Annotated in this window: 18 protein-coding genes; 4 read left to right on the plus strand and 14 right to left on the minus strand. The window is 45.2% G+C overall.

Going from position 1 to position 17451, the window contains the following annotated elements; translation table 11 throughout:
- Nucleotides 1-141 precede the first annotated feature (141 nt).
- Together GGQ95_RS13420 and GGQ95_RS13425 are read left to right on the plus strand one after the other, a co-directional pair.
- Nucleotides 142-282 carry a hypothetical protein gene (locus GGQ95_RS13420; protein ID WP_156450522.1) on the plus strand — a complete coding sequence of 47 codons (141 nt, stop codon included), beginning with the start codon at nt 142-144 and terminating at the stop codon, nt 280-282.
- Between the two features lie 18 nt (nt 283-300).
- Nucleotides 301-981 carry an SIMPL domain-containing protein gene (locus GGQ95_RS13425; RefSeq protein WP_082741666.1) on the plus strand — a complete coding sequence of 227 codons (681 nt, stop codon included), beginning with the start codon at nt 301-303 and terminating at the stop codon, nt 979-981.
- A gap of 30 nt (nt 982-1011) precedes the next feature.
- Here the strand turns inward: GGQ95_RS13425 and GGQ95_RS13430 are convergent, their stop codons facing one another.
- Both GGQ95_RS13430 and GGQ95_RS13435 read right to left on the minus strand, forming a co-directional pair.
- The gene (locus GGQ95_RS13430; protein ID WP_183186939.1) at nt 1012-1731 is read right to left on the minus strand and encodes a TcaA second domain-containing protein; all 720 of its coding nucleotides are present in this window, start codon (nt 1729-1731) and stop codon (nt 1012-1014) included.
- 91 nt (nt 1732-1822) lie between these two features.
- Nucleotides 1823-2392 carry a histidine phosphatase family protein gene (locus GGQ95_RS13435; protein WP_159719946.1) on the minus strand — a complete coding sequence of 190 codons (570 nt, stop codon included), beginning with the start codon at nt 2390-2392 and terminating at the stop codon, nt 1823-1825.
- Between the two features lie 638 nt (nt 2393-3030).
- Here GGQ95_RS13435 and GGQ95_RS13440 point away from each other — a divergent pair.
- The gene (locus GGQ95_RS13440) at nt 3031-3333 is read left to right on the plus strand and encodes a hypothetical protein (protein ID WP_044746422.1); all 303 of its coding nucleotides are present in this window, start codon (nt 3031-3033) and stop codon (nt 3331-3333) included.
- On the opposite strand, the gene lpdA is transcribed toward GGQ95_RS13440, so the two are convergent.
- The 7 genes from lpdA to GGQ95_RS13475 all read right to left on the minus strand — a co-directional run bounded on the left by lpdA (nt 3325) and on the right by GGQ95_RS13475 (nt 10975).
- On the minus strand, nt 3325-4761 hold the full coding sequence (lpdA, locus tag GGQ95_RS13445; RefSeq protein WP_183186940.1) for a dihydrolipoyl dehydrogenase: 1437 nt from the start codon (nt 4759-4761) through the stop codon (nt 3325-3327). The two genes, GGQ95_RS13440 and lpdA, sit on opposite strands and share 9 nt — an antisense overlap.
- Nucleotides 4762-6036, minus strand: coding sequence for a dihydrolipoamide acetyltransferase family protein (locus tag GGQ95_RS13450; protein ID WP_159720853.1), 1275 nt, complete (start codon nt 6034-6036; stop codon nt 4762-4764).
- 21 nt (nt 6037-6057) lie between these two features.
- On the minus strand, nt 6058-7053 hold the full coding sequence (locus tag GGQ95_RS13455; RefSeq protein WP_044746420.1) for an alpha-ketoacid dehydrogenase subunit beta: 996 nt from the start codon (nt 7051-7053) through the stop codon (nt 6058-6060).
- Nucleotides 7050-8120: a pyruvate dehydrogenase (acetyl-transferring) E1 component subunit alpha gene (gene pdhA, locus GGQ95_RS13460; protein WP_159719949.1), complete on the minus strand. Its 1071-nt coding sequence runs from the start codon at nt 8118-8120 to the stop codon at nt 7050-7052. Before pdhA ends, GGQ95_RS13455 begins: the two co-directional genes overlap by 4 nt.
- A gap of 25 nt (nt 8121-8145) precedes the next feature.
- A complete protein-coding gene (locus GGQ95_RS13465; protein ID WP_044746418.1) occupies nt 8146-9282 on the minus strand; it encodes a Leu/Phe/Val dehydrogenase in 1137 nt (378 codons plus the stop codon).
- Between the two features lie 12 nt (nt 9283-9294).
- Nucleotides 9295-9693 carry a thioesterase family protein gene (locus tag GGQ95_RS13470; RefSeq protein ID WP_044746417.1) on the minus strand — a complete coding sequence of 133 codons (399 nt, stop codon included), beginning with the start codon at nt 9691-9693 and terminating at the stop codon, nt 9295-9297.
- 325 nt (nt 9694-10018) lie between these two features.
- Nucleotides 10019-10975 carry an NAD(P)H-dependent flavin oxidoreductase gene (locus tag GGQ95_RS13475; RefSeq protein WP_066148582.1) on the minus strand — a complete coding sequence of 319 codons (957 nt, stop codon included), beginning with the start codon at nt 10973-10975 and terminating at the stop codon, nt 10019-10021.
- Between the two features lie 69 nt (nt 10976-11044).
- On the opposite strand from GGQ95_RS13475, the gene GGQ95_RS13480 reads away from it, so the two are divergent.
- Nucleotides 11045-11566 (plus strand): gamma carbonic anhydrase family protein, encoded by a 522-nt coding sequence (locus GGQ95_RS13480; protein WP_044746478.1) that lies wholly within the window; start codon nt 11045-11047, stop codon nt 11564-11566.
- A gap of 326 nt (nt 11567-11892) precedes the next feature.
- Here GGQ95_RS13480 and paaX read toward each other — a convergent pair whose 3' ends face one another.
- From paaX to GGQ95_RS13505, 5 genes are all read right to left on the minus strand, one after another.
- Complete coding sequence (gene paaX, locus GGQ95_RS13485; protein ID WP_183186979.1) at nt 11893-12768, minus strand: phenylacetic acid degradation operon negative regulatory protein PaaX; 876 nt, start codon at nt 12766-12768, stop codon at nt 11893-11895.
- A gap of 188 nt (nt 12769-12956) precedes the next feature.
- Nucleotides 12957-13733: an enoyl-CoA hydratase-related protein gene (locus GGQ95_RS13490; RefSeq protein WP_066148577.1), complete on the minus strand. Its 777-nt coding sequence runs from the start codon at nt 13731-13733 to the stop codon at nt 12957-12959.
- 17 nt (nt 13734-13750) lie between these two features.
- Complete coding sequence (locus GGQ95_RS13495) at nt 13751-14956, minus strand: thiolase family protein (RefSeq protein ID WP_044746413.1); 1206 nt, start codon at nt 14954-14956, stop codon at nt 13751-13753.
- A 15-nt stretch (nt 14957-14971) separates the two neighbouring features.
- Nucleotides 14972-15829, minus strand: a complete 858-nt coding sequence (locus tag GGQ95_RS13500) for a 3-hydroxyacyl-CoA dehydrogenase (protein WP_066148576.1) — start codon at nt 15827-15829, stop codon at nt 14972-14974.
- 89 nt (nt 15830-15918) lie between these two features.
- Complete coding sequence (locus GGQ95_RS13505; RefSeq protein WP_044746411.1) at nt 15919-17436, minus strand: aldehyde dehydrogenase family protein; 1518 nt, start codon at nt 17434-17436, stop codon at nt 15919-15921.
- Between the last annotated feature and the right edge of the window lie 15 nt (nt 17437-17451).

Consider the following 17451-nt stretch of genomic DNA (forward strand, 5'->3'; position numbering starts at 1 on the left):
ATGGATTATTGATATTATACCATGTCCTCTCCTTTGATACGAAGCAACTGCGATTTTTGTTTCATTTTCGAAAGTCATAAGACAACTTCAAGCCTGAATATGCTGACTATAGCAAGGATTGCCAATGAAGGAGATGAAGAATTGAAAATGAAATATATTGATTGGCAAATGTGTGCATTTGTTGGCTTGACGTTGTTACAAGAATATTGGTGTTATTTTAGATTGCCGCGCATCTATTATTGGTATGCGCTTGAAGATGACGACCATCGCAACGCAGCATAGAGGAAAGAAGGTGTTCTTATGCATGATGCTCACCCGTATTCGTATTACGCCACACCTTCCGTACCGGGAGCCGCCCCACGCTCGCGAACGATCACCGTCACTGGTCAAGGCATTCTTTATGTGAAGCCGGATACTGTAACGATCACACTTGGTATTCGCACAGAACATACAAACGCACTTGAAGCGCTGTCCAGCAACTCGAAGCGGGTAAACGCCATGATTCAAGCGCTCGAAGCGATCGGCATTCATAAGGAAGAAATCGATACGATCTCGTTTTCAATTTATCCAAAATATACGTATACAAACAATATCGCGGTGTTAGCAGGATATGAGGTCGAACATCTTTTTGAAATTACAGTGAAAGATGTAAAAACGGTCGGCATGATTTACGAAGCGGCTGTAACGAACGGAGCCAATATCGCCCGCGAACTGCAATTTAAACTCGCGCATGAACAGCCCTATTATCAGCAAGCTCTCGCTCTCGCTGTCAAAAATGCTCAAGAAAAAGCGATCGTTCTTGCCCGCACGCTCAGCCTTCCTTTACACGACACCCCCATCGAATTAAAAGAGCAAACCATCTCTTCGATTCATCCTTCCCCACAGCCGCGAACGACTGTTCTCGCCGCATCTGCCGCCCCGCCGATTCAAACACAGGATGTGACGATTACCGCTATTGTTCATGCTGTTTTTACGTATTGAAGGAGATCCCTTTTGATGGATCTCCCTCTCTCAAAATTGGATCTCATGTACTCGCTTGCCGCCAAATAAAACCACTTTTTTTGTTTTCGTTTCCTTTTTAGTCGTTATCGTTACTGTGTACAGGCCAGGAAAATAAGGACCGTACTTCTTCATAAACGGTTCTTTTGTCGGTTTGCCTTGAACGGCTTTACCATCCACAAGCACCGTAGCCTCCTCTTCTTGACGAATAACAAACGAATAAAGAGTCGGCTCAAACACGTATTGGTGAAACAAAAAAAATTGTTTTTCATACACCTTCATCGTAAAAATGGGCGGTATGGATGTCAGCCCTTTTATATAGACATGCTTTTCGTTCCATTGCCGCTCCCAATCACGTTCAAGCATCTCATATGCCTTTGGATGCTGATCGACATATGTGAACAAGGGGGCCAACGTTTTTTCGTTCACCGTGATTTCCTCGCTCCGAATATAGTTTTTCAATGTGCGCACATCTTTCTTTTTAAGCGCTTGTTCAAATTGATGAACGGCCGCTTCCTTGCTCATTTCATTTTTTAGTGCAGCATACCCTTTCATCATCACACCAATAAAAAAACAAAAAACACCCCCCAAAATCGCAGCCCATAAAAACGCTCGATAGCGTTTGTGCCACACAATCTGCTTTCGCATCCTTTGGCGCGATGGCACTACTTCTTCTTGACTCACTTGTTCTTGTTCGCTTGTCTCTTCATGATGGCTTTCGTTCTCCCTCACGCACTTTCCCCTCTCCCGTTCTGCATTTCTGATTCATTTTTATGACAGAATTAGGGAAAATATGTGAATGAAAGATAAAGGATCGAAGCATTTATTCTGCAATATATGTACAAGCATGCCAATAAGAAGTGCTCTTGCTTGTACAACATTTCCATCCCTTTTTTATCAACTGTCTTCCTACTAGCTTGTGAAACCAGCTATGTCCAACAACGACTACCGTTTCGTGAAGTTTCGCATACTCCACGAGAAGCTGGGAAGCCCTCTCAGCACGAACCACTGCTTGTGAATAGGATTCCACCCCGGGAGAATACCCGCAAAACCAACAAATTCTCGCCAGCACCAACCATAAAGATACAGGAAGCCGCAAAAAACTGATAGAAGAAAATGGAACAGGCAATTCTGCCTCGCGAAATAGTTCGTTTTTTTCCACCGCACACAAAGGAGAAAGATGTTCAGCTGATTGAACAGCACGCGGCAATGCGCTTGTAATGAAAACGCTGGCCTTCCGAGCTTTCTTCAGTGTCTCGCTGGGAGGCAGATGATCTTGACATATGCCTGCGGCGTCATACGCGGCAATCCATTGAGAAAACTGCGCGGAATTTATCCATCGCTTCTTTTCCTGCCACACAGATTTTCCGTGACGAATGAGCGTAATCTCCATTCTTCTCCTCCTCTCTGAACGTTTTCTTGCCCGTATTCAATCAAACATGAGAAATCATCGATGCAGGAGCCCATTTTTCAGCCAATGAACCTCCCCCGCGTCCCGCTCCAATACATGAGCGTTGCCCGCTACATCTATGAGCTTCTCCTTTCCTTCTCACATTCTTTCTTACGATTGCATTCTCTCCTTCTAGCCAAAACGATCATTCTCTATCTTTTTGTGATCATATAAAAATTTTCCTTATTTGTAAATACATTTAATTTTTTGCTTCATCACTCGCCTGTTAATGTAGATTAACATGTTCTTGTATGATAAAACTTTAGGCCGTTTTCGAAAGTCGTTGTCATCACGGATCCGTATAACGAAAACGATCGGCAAAATCAGCTGATCATCTGGTCACTTTTCCGTCATGCTTTCCATCCCTTGAAATATTTTCGCTTTTTTATTGACGTCCATTTTTTCAATCTGAATCTATCCAGTTCCACATCGCTTGAATATAAAAGACAAAAACAGTCTGTCACATAACGTTCAAATAGATATGACGATTTTGTGAACGTTAGCGAAACAGGATTCATGTTTTTATAGATTAGTCGTATATTCTCTATGGATCATTTTTAGAAAATCGGGGGAGTTGAACAATGGTTGTTCATGAATTGATCAGCACGGAAGCCATTTTTACGGAAGAGCTAAAAAAAGGGTATCATGTATTATTGCAAAAATATAAAAAAGTAGATGTAAAGGTATCGGATATCGGTTTTATTCAAGAAATGAAGGACGGAAGTGAAGAGGTTGTCGAAGTTGTTTTCGATCCTGGCAATGAATACTCTTTGGTTCGTCTTGGTTCATATACATTTGAAAACGGAGCACCTTCTCTCGCTAAAGTGCAACAAACTCTTTTAAAACATCATCGTGATATTTTTGAAGGAGCCGTCTCAGCTTGAGACCGCTCCTTTTTGTTTCAGCGGTAGAAGGTGAATCGCTTCAGCACCTAGCGCTTCAACTGCTTCCAATAAACCTTCATTGATACTTGGATGCGGATAAAGTGGAAACTTCCAATCTTCCTCGCGGCCTACCATTTCAAGTCCGATCACTCCGCTTGAAATGAGTTCAATCGTCCCAGCCCCCATCATATGGACACCGAGTACCATTTCACTGTCGGCATCGCTGATCACTTTAATAAAGCCATCTTTTTGTCCGATGATGCTTGCATAGCCGTTTCCAGTGAGCGGAAACTGTCCAATGCGAACGTCTTTATATTGATCTTTGGCTTCTTCTTCCGTCAGCCCGACGCTGGCAATCGGCGGAATCGAATGAACGATCGTCGGCAAAAACGTCGTATCTGCTTCTGATTGCTTTCCTGCCATCGTTTCCGCCGCTACTTTCCCTTGCTTAATCGCTTTGACAGCAAGCGCTGGTCCGCCTGTCACATCCCCCACGGCAAAAATATGCGGCAACGTTGTTCGAGACTGGGCATCCACGCGAATAAATCCCTCTTCTGTCCGCTCTAGATCAAGACGTTCAATGCCCAATTCTTCGATATTCGCTTGCAAACGGCACGAAACAAACAGATGAGACCCCTCAATCGTCACTGTTTCCTGCTCCTTCACAGACAAGGAAACCGTCACTTGTTCGCCATCGTTCGCTGCTTTGATCAATCGGCTATTCTTATAGACTTTTACTTTCATTTTTTTAAGCAAACGCTGCAATTCGCGGTTAATCGAAGAATCGAAAGCGAAATCATCGGCTTCTAAAATAAGCGACACATTGACACCAAAGGCACGAAAGCTTGTTGCCACTTCAAGCGCTATATAATCACTGCCATAGACGACAAGATGCTCTGGAAGCTCTTCTAATCCATAAATAGAGTAGGCGTTCAACACACGCTTGTGGTCCACATGGATCGAAGCTGGCGAAACGAGCGAAGCGCCAGTGGCGATCATCGCATATCGGAATCGGTACACATCAAACGCATCCCCCTTTTCCACCCCGATCCGATTCTCCGCTAAAAAGAAAGCCGTTCCTTTCATGACTTCAATTTTGTTTGCTTTGCAGAGCGCCTCCACACCTTGACGCAACTGACTCATCACTTTTGTTTTATATTGTTGAAGCTTTCCAGGATGGAAAGCCACATGAGCCCATTCGATCCCCATGTCATTCATGTGCTGAACGCTGGTCATGCTTTGCGCCGCGTGAGCAAACACTTTCGATGGAATACATCCTTTATTTAGACAAACGCCACCAAGCTCCTCTTTTTCGACTAATGTGACGGTGAGTCCAAGCTGTGCGGCGCGAATCGCCGCATGATATCCCCCGGGACCCGCGCCGATGATAACGACATCACGTTCGTGAGCAAGCTCTCCTACGACCATTTAGATCAACTCCATCAACATCAATTTCGGATTTTCGATTCGTTTGGCAAAATAATTCGTAAATGCGACCGCTGTCGCTCCGTCGGCAACGCGATGGTCGAACGACATCGAAAGATTCATCATCGAGCGCACAGCAATTTCATCATTTTCCAGTACGACAGGGCGTTTTTTCGTTTTATGGAACGCGACAAGCGCCACTTCCGGATAGTTAATGATTGGCGTTGCCCCAATGCTTCCTCCAAGAGGGCCGACATTGCTGATCGTAAACGTTCCGCCTGTCATTTCAGCTAATGACAATTGATTTTCCATCGCCTTCTTTGTCAACGCTTTCGCTTCTTCATGAATTTGGCGCAACGATTTCTTTTCGATATTTTTAATGACCGGAACAATCAATCCTTCTTCTGTGTCAACCGCAATGCCAAAGTGATGTTCTTTCTCAAGGCGGATGCATTCGTTTTCCTCATCAAGCTTTGCATTGAAAATCGGGAACTGTTTCAGCGCCAACGAGAGCGCTTTAATGAAAAACGCTGTTGCCGAAATGTTCACATTATGTTCCTTTAATTCCTCGCGCAACGCAATAAGCTCCGTTACATCGATTTCTTCAAAATGCGTGCAATGCGGAATGGTAAAGAGCGATTGCGTCATTTTTTTCGCGATTTGCTTGCGGCGGCCACGGAACGGAATGATCATTTCCTCTTTCGTTTCTTCTTTTGTCACCGTAACGGACGCAGGCTCGCGTTCGGCCGCTGGAGCAACTAGCTGTGTTGCTTGTTCTTGTTGTGTTGGTGCTTGTTGCCCTTGAAGATAGCGATACACATCTTCATCAGTAATGCGTCCTGCTGGTCCTGTTCCTTGAATAAGAGATAAATCTATGCCATGCTCACGCGCGATTTTTCTTGTGTATGGCGAAGCAAGAATTCGTTGTGGTTTTGTTTTGCTTTCATTTGTTCTGGCAGGCTCGCCTATGACTGGTTCGCTTTCAATTTCGACTTCCGCTTCGACCGTCACAGCGGCCTGCTCCTTCGCTTGCTCATGTCCAACCGCTTCCGTCTGCAAAGACAACAATGTCGTTCCGACCGCGATTGTTTGACCTTCTGGAACGAAAATGTCAAGGACGGTCCCCGCCGCTGGCGAAGGAATTTCGGCCACCATTTTATCCGTTTGCACCTCGACAAGCGGCTGATCGGCTTTTACATCATCGCCTTTTTTGACAAAATAATGGATGACAACCGCTTCGGTCATTCCTTCACCAATATCGTGAAGCTTGACTTCCAACATTTCCTATACCCCCTCCAACTAAAACTTCACTGCTTTCTCAATTGCGTGCAATACCCGTTCTGGTGTCGGCAAATAGTAATCCTCAAGCGCAAAAAACGGCACAGGGACATCAAAACCCGTCACTCGCTCAACGGGCGCTTTTTGATATAAGAATGATGTATCGTTGATAATTGAGACGATATCGTTGGCCACTCCGCCTGTCGCGTGCGCTTCCTGAACGATGACCGTGCGCCCTGTTTTTTGTACTGATTCGGCGATGAGATCCCGATCAAGCGGATAAAGGGTGCGTAAATCAATGACATCGGCTTGAATACCTTTTTTCGCCGCTTCCTCCGCTGCTTTCATGGCTACCGGCACCATCGCTCCCCAAGCGATAACCGTCACATCGTCCCCTTCACGCAACTTTTTTCCTTTGCCAATCTCAATCGTATATTTTCCTTCCGGCACTTCCTCGCGAGATGAACGATAGCATCTCATCGGTTCTAAAAATAAAACGGGATCCGGATCCTCGATAGCCGCGATCAGCAACCCTTTTGCATCATACGGAGTCGATGGGCAAACGACTTTGATTCCCGGCATATGGGTAAATAGGGCTTCGGTGCTATCACAGTGGATTTCGGGTGCGCGCACTCCCGCCCCATACGGCGCACGAATGACTATTGGCACCGTAAAATGTCCCATTGTCCGCGAACGGATTCGAGATGCATGTGTCATAATTTGTTCATAGGCTGGATAAATAAATCCTAAAAATTGAATTTCAACAATCGGTCGGAATCCGTTAACCGCCATGCCGATGGCCGCGCCCGTAAATCCCGCTTCACTTAATGGCGTGTCGATCACCCGATCTTCTCCAAATTCCGCTTGCAGCCCGTCAGTGGCGCGGAATACTCCGCCGTTTTTGCCGACATCTTCTCCAAGCACAAGGACATCATCCCGTTCACGCAACATGGTCCGCATCGCATCTGTCACTGCCTGAACAAGCGTCAACGTATTTGTTTTAACCGCCATTGTCATCGGATACTCCCCCGTTTCCATGCATTATATTCATTCTTTTGTTGTTCAATCGTCCACGTTGGCTGAGCGAATACGTAATCAAACATATCGTCCGATTTGGCTTCTGGGTAGTTTTCCATTTCTGTTATTGCTTGCTCGACTTCCCGGCCCACTTCTTCTTGAACCGATTGTGCCCACGTTTCATCCCAAAAGCCTTCTCGTTTCATGAATCGCTCAAGACGCTGGATTGGATCAGCCAGCTCGCGACGCTTTTTGCTTTCATCTTGATTGCGGTATTTTGTCGGATCATCCGCTGTTGTATGTGCCCCATATCTCCATGTGATTGCTTCAATGAGCGTTGGTCCTTCACCATTTCTTGCCCGTTCAAGTGCTTTCTGTGTTTCAAAATATACCGCGAGCACATCATTTCCGTCGACGCGAACACCCGGAATATCGTATGCTAATGCTTTTTGCGCGATCGTTTGCGAATTCATTTGTTTTGTTATCGGCACAGAAATCGCATATTGATTATTTTGATTGAAGAAGACAACGGGCGCTTGAAAGACGCTGGCAATATTTAAACCTTCATGGAAATCTCCTTCCGATGTCGCTCCGTCTCCAAAATAAACGATGGCCGCATTTTTTGTTCCTTTTCTTTTTTCTGCATACGCTGCACCCGCTGCATGCGGCAATTGCGTCGCAATCGGCACGCTTGGCGGGAAGATTTTCTTGCCGTTTGGCGGAACGCACCCTTCGTTTCGACCTCTCCAATACAGCAAAATGCGGGTTAACGAATGGCCAAACGTCATCGTTGCCCCATGATCGCGATAGGTCGGAAACAACCAATCATCATCCTTTAGCGCGAGTGCACTGCCGACTTGCGCTGCCTCTTGTCCTTCATACGGCGCATACGTTCCGATTCGTCCTTGCCGCTGAAGGCTGACACATTTTCGGTCGAACGTTCTTGTGCGCATTAAATGGCGGTAAAAGGTCATGGCCAATTCTTTTGTGATTTGTTCACGGTATTCTGTCATTACAAGTTCCCCATCGTTATTCATCACTTGAATCATTGGAAATTGCTGTTCCATCCCATCACCCTCTTTTCTTCATTATTTACAGACGAATATCCCATTTCGGACGCTTTTTATGAGAGAAGAAATTGTTTCTTCTGCTTCGCATTTCCAGCCGCTTTTCACAGAAGCGGTTCGCAGCTTCGATCGTTGTAAGTTGTTCATTTTCCGCTTGTGTATAAATATCAAGAAGCGTCGAATAAATCGCTTTCGTCTTTTGCAGCACGCGTTCTTTATTTGGGCCGTATAATTCATCCGATACTTGAATGAGGCCACCTGCATTGACAATATAATCCGGCGCGTATAAAATGCCTCTTTCTTGCAGCATCTGACCATGCCGTACATCAAGCAATTGGTTATTGGCAGAACCGACAATGGCTCTTACTTTAAATGCATCAATGGTGTCGTCGTTGACAACATTTCCAAAAGCACATGGCACAAACACATCCGCATCGGTTCGGTATATTTCGTCACCTTGTACCACTTTTACCGAGCCGCCGATTTCTTTCGCATAGGAAACAATCGAATCAACAGCCGCTTGGTTAATGTCGCAAACATAAAGGTTGGCACCTTTTTCTAACAGCTGCTCTGCCACCTTATAACCAACCTTGCCAAGCCCTTGAATCGCATACGTTTTGCCTTGGAGGTCGTCGCTTCCCCATAACGCTTTGTTCGTCGCTTGCAGGCCGTAAATCACACCCAACGCTGTCGGAACGGAGGAGTCACCGCTTCCGCCATACTCTTGCGGCACACCGACGATACAGTCCGTTTCCTTCATCGCATGTACGAAATCTTCTGGAGTTGTCCCCATATCTGTTCCTGTATAGAAACGGCCGTTTAACGATTCAACAAACTGGCCCAGCGCTCGAAACAATTCCGGTGTTTTATCTTTATTCGGATCACCAATGATAACCGCCTTTCCTCCACCAAAATCGACATCGGCCGCAATGCATTTATACGTCATTCCTTTTGAAAGGCGAAGCACATCAAAAAGCGCTGCATCAACAGTAGGGTACGGCTGCATACGACAGCCACCGAGAGCCGGCCCTAACGTCGTATTATGAATGGCAATAATCGCTTTCAAGCCTGTTTGTTCGTCATTGCAAAAAATGACTTGCTCATGCTCCTTCATTTGTGTAAATAAATCAATGGATTTCCATTCATTTGTAACCGCATTCATTCCCTCTTCCTCCTATGAATGTAGTGTCGCTTGAAGCATCTCCTTAATTTTTTCCTTTGGCAAAATGACTTGCTTGACCTCGCCCACACCAATCAATCTTTCGCCATTTTTCGCTTCCACCTTCGTCATCACAACATGATCGCGAAGCTCCGTTACCGTGGCCGTAACGGTTACCGTCGATCCTTCCAGAGTTGGGGCCACATGCTTAACAAAAACAGCTGCCCCCATTCCTTCCTCATGATCTTCAAGATACGGCAATATAATTTTTCGCGATGCCCATTCCATGTGATACACCATCGAAACCGTCGAATAAACCGGATGAACGACATGGCCTTCAAATTGCGCAAACATATCAGGAGTGACAACCGCCTCCACAACAGCTGTATCTCCAACTTTCATCCCTCGTTTCATTTCTCCACCCCTCTTAATAATACGATAATAATATAAGACGTTTTATAAACGTAATAAAAAAAATAACATTTTCAATATGCTAGACTATTAGATCAAAACATTTTTAAATTAGGTTTTATCAAGATATTTTAGCGATGTAAAGCGTTTAAATTGTAAACGTTTACACAATTAACATCATAAAAATATTTATTAACGTTAAAATAACGTTATGATAATTAAATATTATCAACCGATAAAATCAAAAGTCAATAATTTTCTCAAAAATTGAATCATTACAAAAAAAGCCCCTCATCATGGAGGCGCTTTTATATTTTCTATATAAAAATTATTGTTCTAAAAACATTTCGCGAAGCTCATTCCATTGTTGTTTCGCTTCACTCATCATTTGGTCAAACAGCTCCTGTACAGTCGGTATATCTTGAATAAATCCAGAAATTTGACCAGCGTTCACAAAGCCTTCGACAAAATCACCAGAAAGAGCTCCACGGCGGTGATAGTCCTCTGATGTGTAACGGTTAAATTCTTCAAGAGTAACTCCTGACTTTTCATAGTCAAGCAACTTTTCCGCATAGGCTGTGCGCATAATTCTCCGCACTCTGCCGACTGTACGACCAACGATAACAGTTTCATTTTCTCCAGCCTTTATTACAAGCTGCTTATAATCTTCATGGAAAGGAGCATCTTTGGTCGCTATCAATCTGGTCCCCAGTTGCACCCCTTTTGCTCCGAGAGCCAAAGCAGCGAGCAACCCCTTCCCATCGCCAATGCCTCCTGCTGCAATCACCGGCACACGAACCGCTCGGGCAATTTGCGGGATTAAAGTCATGGTCGTCAATTCGAGATGCGAATTAATTCCCGCTGCTTCATATCCTTCCGCAACCAGCGCGTCTGCACCAGCAGCCTCAGCCTTTTGCGCTTGTCTTACCGATGCTGTCACCACGATCACCTTCACTCCCCGTTCCTTCAGCATCGGAATAATAGGGGCTGGATTTCCCGCTGATAATGAAACCACCGGAATCTTGTGCTTAAACACTAACGAGAGCATTTCCTCTATATACGGAGTTACTTGAATGGGAATATTAACAGAAAAAGGACGATTGGTTCTCTGGCGTGTTTCCACAAGAATATTCTCCACCTCATCAGGTGTCATCGTTCCCACACCAATCGTTCCAAGGCCCCCCGCCTCGGAAACCGCGCTTGTCAGCTGAGCATTGCTAATATTCCCCATCCCCCCTTGAATAATGGGATAACGAATATGAAAAAAACGACAAATATCATTCATGAAATTCTCTCCCCGTTAAAAATATGTTATACTTATCATAACCTTATCACATTTGAGGAGAGATTGAAAATGCTTTATTCATATAACGGAAAAACCCCAGATGTTGACCAAACCGTCTTTATTGCTCCCGGAGCCCATATTATTGGCGATGTGAAAATCGGCAAAGAATCGACTATTTGGTTTAATGCGGTGCTTCGCGGGGATGAAGCGCCGATTACAATTGGAGAGCGGTGCAGCATTCAAGATAATTCCACATGCCACTTATATGCCGAATTTCCGCTTGTCATTGAAGATGAAGTAACCGTTGGTCATAATGTCATTTTACATGGATGCACGATTCGAAGACGCTCCATCATCGGCATGGGCTCAACCATTTTAGATGGAGCAGAAATTGGCGAAGAATGCATTATTGGCGCCAATACGCTTATTCCACCGGGCAAAAAAATTCCGCCACGGTCACTTGTGGTCGGCTCGCCTGGTAAGATCGTCCGCGAAATTAATGAAAAAGATTTAGAGCTTATTCAGTTGTCCATTGACACATATGTACAAAAAGGAAAAGAATATCGCGAACTGCTAAATCACTCCCGTTAATAGGTGCAGCTATAATAAAAAAAAGCACAAGATCATCCTTGTGCCTCATATGGTAGACAAAGTCCATTTTGACTTTGTCTATTATTATTTTCCCCATTCCCTTCCATCGTTTCCGTCGCGGGCTGTCCTGAAAGCGCTTGGCAGACCAAGGGACGCAGCCAAACGGAGACGCGAGTGTGAACAAGCAAGGCAAATGGCATCGTACACGCCTGAGACACAAGGTCATTTTCGTGCTTTTTCTATGGATAATTCTCATAAGACCGGACCCCAAATCATCTTCTGAACATCGACGCTCCAAGACACGCCTGCGGCTTGGGCCCAATAGATTATTCCATCATCAGCTCATGAGTATAGACATCGTATTGTGTATCTTTTTTTATTAATTCATTTCCATTTGTGAACACTTCTTCAAAAAAGCGGCTTGCCGGTTTGGCCAGCTCTTTATAGTATTCACTAAACAGCGAAGCCGCATGACTGCCCATCCATTCTTTCGGCAATAGCTCTTCTGGCAGCCCCGGATCAATGAATAAAAACTTCCGATACTCGTGAACGAGTTTCGTCCGCTCTACGAAGCATTCCGCATCTGTCATTTCGCCCCGTTGGATTTTATTTTTATCAATGATGTATTTTTGACTGTACACCGAAATAAATTCTTCGTATTTCTGGTTGATCGCTTCTAAATCCCAACATTTTTCAACAAGCCGTGCATTCGTGTGCGGACCGTCATATTCGGAAATAAAAAAGTCGACATACGGCTCAATTTGATATTTATCAATGAGATCATATACTTGTTTCTCTAAATGGTTCGGAGAGATCCAGCAGCTGTTGGAAATCGTTCCAAATCCGCTCCATACCAACTCTTTTCGCAGTTCATCCCGCAGGGAGCGCTTTTCCTCAGGAATCGTGTAAACAAAAATGCGCCACTTTCCATCCCATTTTTCTGGACGGATTTTGTAAATCCGCTTCGCTGCCTCCTCCATCCGTTTTATGCCGCGCGGTGTCAGCGAATAATAGCTCTTGTTCCCTTTTTTTTCTGCTTGCACCCATCCTTGTTTACTCATGCGAGAAATCGCCGCACGCACTGCCTGGTCGTTATGGCCGAACTCTTTTAGCAGCCGAATCAGGCTACCAATCCAAATTTGGTTGCCATAATGGCGAATATAGTCTCCATAAATCGTAAAAATCATTGATCGTGTATTTATGCTCATATTTGACACCCTTTGTCCCTACCGTTTTCGCTTATTTCCTATTTAGCAAGGGGTTCCCTTCCGACACTTTCATGGTTCAGTATTTTAGCAAATTTTTATAACATTTACAATACGAATAGCATAAAAAGCATCTGATGATAAAACGGGAGCCTCATGCGATGGAGCTCCCGTTTGTTTTTTTCTTATTCACCAGTAAAATGGGGCTTGCGTTTTTCACTGAATGCTGCTAATGCCTCAAGACGATCCTTAGTCGGAATCGTCTGCTCATACGCCTTCGCCTCAATTGACAGCCCTGTTTGCAAGTCGACGTTCATCCCTTGCTGGATGGCGAATTTCGCTTGCCGCAATGCAATGGGACCATTTTGCAGCATTTCATGCGCTAGCGCCTCGCAGCTTGGCAGCAGCTCTCCTTTTTCCACTACTTTTGTTAAAAGACCATATGCATACGCTTCGTCAGCTGTTATTTTGCGAGCAGTGAGAATCAATTCTTTTGCTTTTGCCTCGCCAATCAACCGCGGTAAACGCTGGGTTCCGCCGGCTCCCGGAATAATCGCCCAGCTTACCTCGGTAAGCCCCATCACCGCTTCCTTCACTGCAATTCGAAAATCGCATGAAAGCATTAGTTCAAATCCACCGCCAAAAGCATAGCCGTTTACCGCTGCAATCGTCGGCTGGGGCAAATGGGCCACCGCATCAAACACATCGCGGATTTTCTTGACATTGCGGCGCACCTCTGTCTCTGACAGCGTTTTGCGCTCTTTTAAATCCGCTCCTGCACTAAAAGCTTTATCGCCTGCTCCCGTAAAAATCACCACCCGGATGTCACGATCAAAATAAATTTGATCGACTACCTCGCCCAGTTGCACCAGTGTCGCATAGTCAAAACAGTTCATGACTTCCGGGCGATGAATCGTGACAAATCCGATATAATCACGTTTTTCTAATAAAATATTCGCCACGGCTCTTCCTCCTTTTACTAGACATCCAGGTTTTCAACAATGGTAGCGATTCCTTGTCCCACGCCAATACACATGGTTGCCAGACCGTATCGGACCTTTCTTTTTTTCATCTCATAAATTAAGGTTGTTAAAATGCGGGCACCACTAGCTCCAAGCGGATGACCAAACGCAATCGCTCCACCATTGACATTAACAATGTCTTTATTCAGTTCAAGCTGTTTGATGCACTCTAATGACTGGGAAGCAAACGCTTCGTTAAGTTCAACTAAACCGATATCGTTCACCGTTAAACCGGCTCGCTGCAACGCTTTTCTCGTCGCATAAATCGGACCGAGCCCCATCACGGCCGGTTCTAAGCCGGCGACCGCAGAAACCGTATATTTCACAAGCGGCTTCATGCCTAGCTTTTGGGCTTTTTCTGCACTCATGAGCAATAAGGCGGCTGCTCCGTCATTAACACCAGAAGCATTCCCTGCGGTGACTGTCCCATTTTCAAAAAGCGGACGCAATTTTGCTAGCTTTTCCATTGTTGTATCGGGACGCGGATGCTCATCTTTATCTACAACGATCTCTGCTCCCTTTCGATCGCGATACACAACGGGAACAAGCTCGTCGGCAAAACGGTGCGCTTCCATCGCTTTTTTGGCCTTCATTTGGCTTTCATAGGCAAACTCATCTTGCGCTTCACGAGAAATCCCATACCGCTTTGCGACATTTTCTGCCGTTTGCGGCATGCTGTCCGTACCGTACATTTCATGCAGTTTCGGATTAATAAAGCGCCAGCCGATCGTGGTATCGAACATTTCTAAATTGCCGCGCGGAAAATCTTGATCGGGCTTTGCCATAACAAACGGCGCGCGCGTCATACTTTCTGTTCCTCCGGCGATCACTATATCAGCTTCACCAACCATAATCGCCCGGGCAGCATAATTGACAGCATCCAAACCAGAGCCGCACAAGCGATTGACCGTTGTGCCTGCTACTTCAATTGGCAATCCAGCTAATAGCGCCGACATGCGCGCAACATTCCGATTGTCCTCCCCTGCCTGATTGGCATTTCCAAGCACGACTTCTTCGATTTCCTCAACTGGAAGCCCCGGATTGCGTTCGACTAATGCTCGAATCACAATGGCCCCTAAATCGTCCGGACGAACTTCCTTTAACGCTCCTTTATATCTTCCAATCGGCGTCCGGACCGCATCAACAATGACGACTTCTCGCATCGCTTCTTCTCCTTCCTACTCCTTGTTCGTATAGTCGTAAACTCCTTTTCCTGTTTTTCTCCCAAGTCGTCCTGCCTTAACGTATTGCTCCAGTAACGGCGCCGGACGGTATTTTTCTCCTAGCTTTTCATGCAAGTATTTTAAATTGTTTAACCGAGTATCTAAGCCTACTAGATCAGCCAATTCAAATGGTCCCATTGGATAGTTAAGACCAAGCTTAATCGCTTTATCAATTTGGTCCGGTGTGCCGACACCTTCTTGCAGCATGTAAAATGCTTCATTGCCCACCAATGCGCTAATTCGGCTTGTCACAAAGCCTGGAAACTCATTCACAACCACCGTTTCTTTTCCCATTTGTTCAGCCACTTGCTGAATGACTTCGGCCGTTTCATCGCTTGTTTCCAATCCGCGAATAATCTCAACAAGCTTCATTTTATGGACCGGATTGAAAAAGTGCATGGCGATTACCTTTTCCGGACGTTTTGTAAACGAAGCAATCTCTGTCGGGCTCATCGTCGATGTATTTGTGGCAAAATAACATGCTTGTGGCGCATGCGCATCGATGGTTTCGAAAATTTGTTTTTTAATCTCTAATTTTTCCGGTACCGCTTCAATCACTAGATCGGCCGTTTGAACAGCCTCCGCTAAATTTGTTGAATACGACAAACGAGCTTGCGCTTCAAGTTTAGCGGCTTCCGATATCTTATTTAACGATACGGCTTTGTCAAAAATCGCATCGATTTCTTTTTTCGCACTTTGCAGCTGCTCTTCTTTTATATCAACCAACATGGTGACAAAGCCGCCAGCTGCGCTGACATAAGCAATGCCTCTTCCCATCACTCCTGAGCCGACGACGACAATACGGCGAACCATAGCAATCCTCTCCTTATTATTCATGTATTTTTATATATAGAAGTGAAAACGAGCACCCATCCGCAGATGGAAGTGCTCGAATTTGCGCATTACAAACCGAAAGGATTGAGCGGACGGCTTCCGTAGTATGACAAGATGCTTTTTGTCTCTGTATATAAGTCAAGCGTTTCAATGCAAAGCTCGCGTCCGAAGCCAGATTGTTTATAACCGCCAAACGGCGTTCCTGGGAATGCGGAGAATGGGCTATTGATCATGACGATGCCGGCTTGAATTTGCTTCGCCACCCGGATCGCTCGGCCATGGTCTTTTGTCCAAATCGCTGAACCTAATCCGTATTCGCTATCGTTTGCCAGCTTGACAACCTCTTTTTCATCACTAAACTTCATCACAACAACCACTGGCCCGAAAATTTCTTCTTTGACTACTTTCATGCTGTGATTGACATTTGTAATAATAGTCGGCTCATACCAGTAACCGTTTTCAAATCCTTCAACCTTTGCTTCTTTCCCCCCTGTCACAACCGTTGCCCCTTCTTCAAGTGCCGAACGAACATATCCGTCAATGACTTCTAATTGTTCACGGCTAATGATCGCTCCGACATGTGTCCCTTGGTCAAATGGGTTGCCAAGCTTTAATTTCTTTGTTTTCTCCACAAATTTTTCCATAAATTGCTCATAAATGCTTTCATGTACATATAAACGAGAACGCGCTTCGCATGATTGTCCCGTATTGTAGAAGATACCGAATAAAGCCCCGTCCACAGCCGCATCAAGATCCGCATCCTCAAAAATGATGTTCGGCGATTTTCCACCAAGCTCCAATGTAACGCGTTTTAGCGTCTTCGATGCTTTCTCCATAATATCTTTGCCAACTGGGGTGGAACCGGTAAAGGCTACTTTATCGACAAGCGGATGCTCCACTAAATAATTGCCCACTTCGGAGCCCGAACCTGTTACAACGTTGACAACACCTTCCGGCACCCCTGCCTCATGGCAAATCTCCGCAAGCACAATGCATGTTAATGGTGTTAATGAAGCTGGCTTGACAACGACAGAGCAGCCGACAGCAATAGCCGGAGCAATTTTCCACGCTGCCATCATCAACGGATAATTCCACGGAATAATTTGTGCACATACACCGACTGGTTCTTTTTCTGTAAAGTTATGAAATGCTCCTGGCATGTTGTTGACCGTTCCACGATGGCCGACAATTGCACTTGCATAAAACTCAAAATCTTCGATCGCCTGCATGACTTGTCCTTGGGCAGCAGAAAGCGATTTCCCCGTATCTAAAATCTCCAACTCCACTAGCTCATTAAAGCGAGAGCGCATGATAGAAGCGATCTTGTTAAGGATACGCGCCCGTTTATTCACTGTAAAATGACGCCATTTCCCATAGTCGAATGCTTGACGCGCCGCTTGAATCGCCCGTTCTGCATCTTCCTTTGTTCCTTTGGCTACTTGCGCCACCGGTTCGCCTGTTGCTGGATTATAGGTTGTAAACGTTTCCCCTGAAGAACCTTCCACACGCTCACCATTAATAATGAGATGATATTTCTCACGCTTCATTTCAAGTTTTTCCATTTTTTGTTCTTTTACTGTTGACATATCATACACGCTCCC

Origin of the sequence: Anoxybacteroides rupiense (assembly GCF_014196195.1) — a bacterium.
Taxonomy (GTDB): domain Bacteria; phylum Bacillota; class Bacilli; order Bacillales; family Anoxybacillaceae; genus Anoxybacteroides; species Anoxybacteroides rupiense.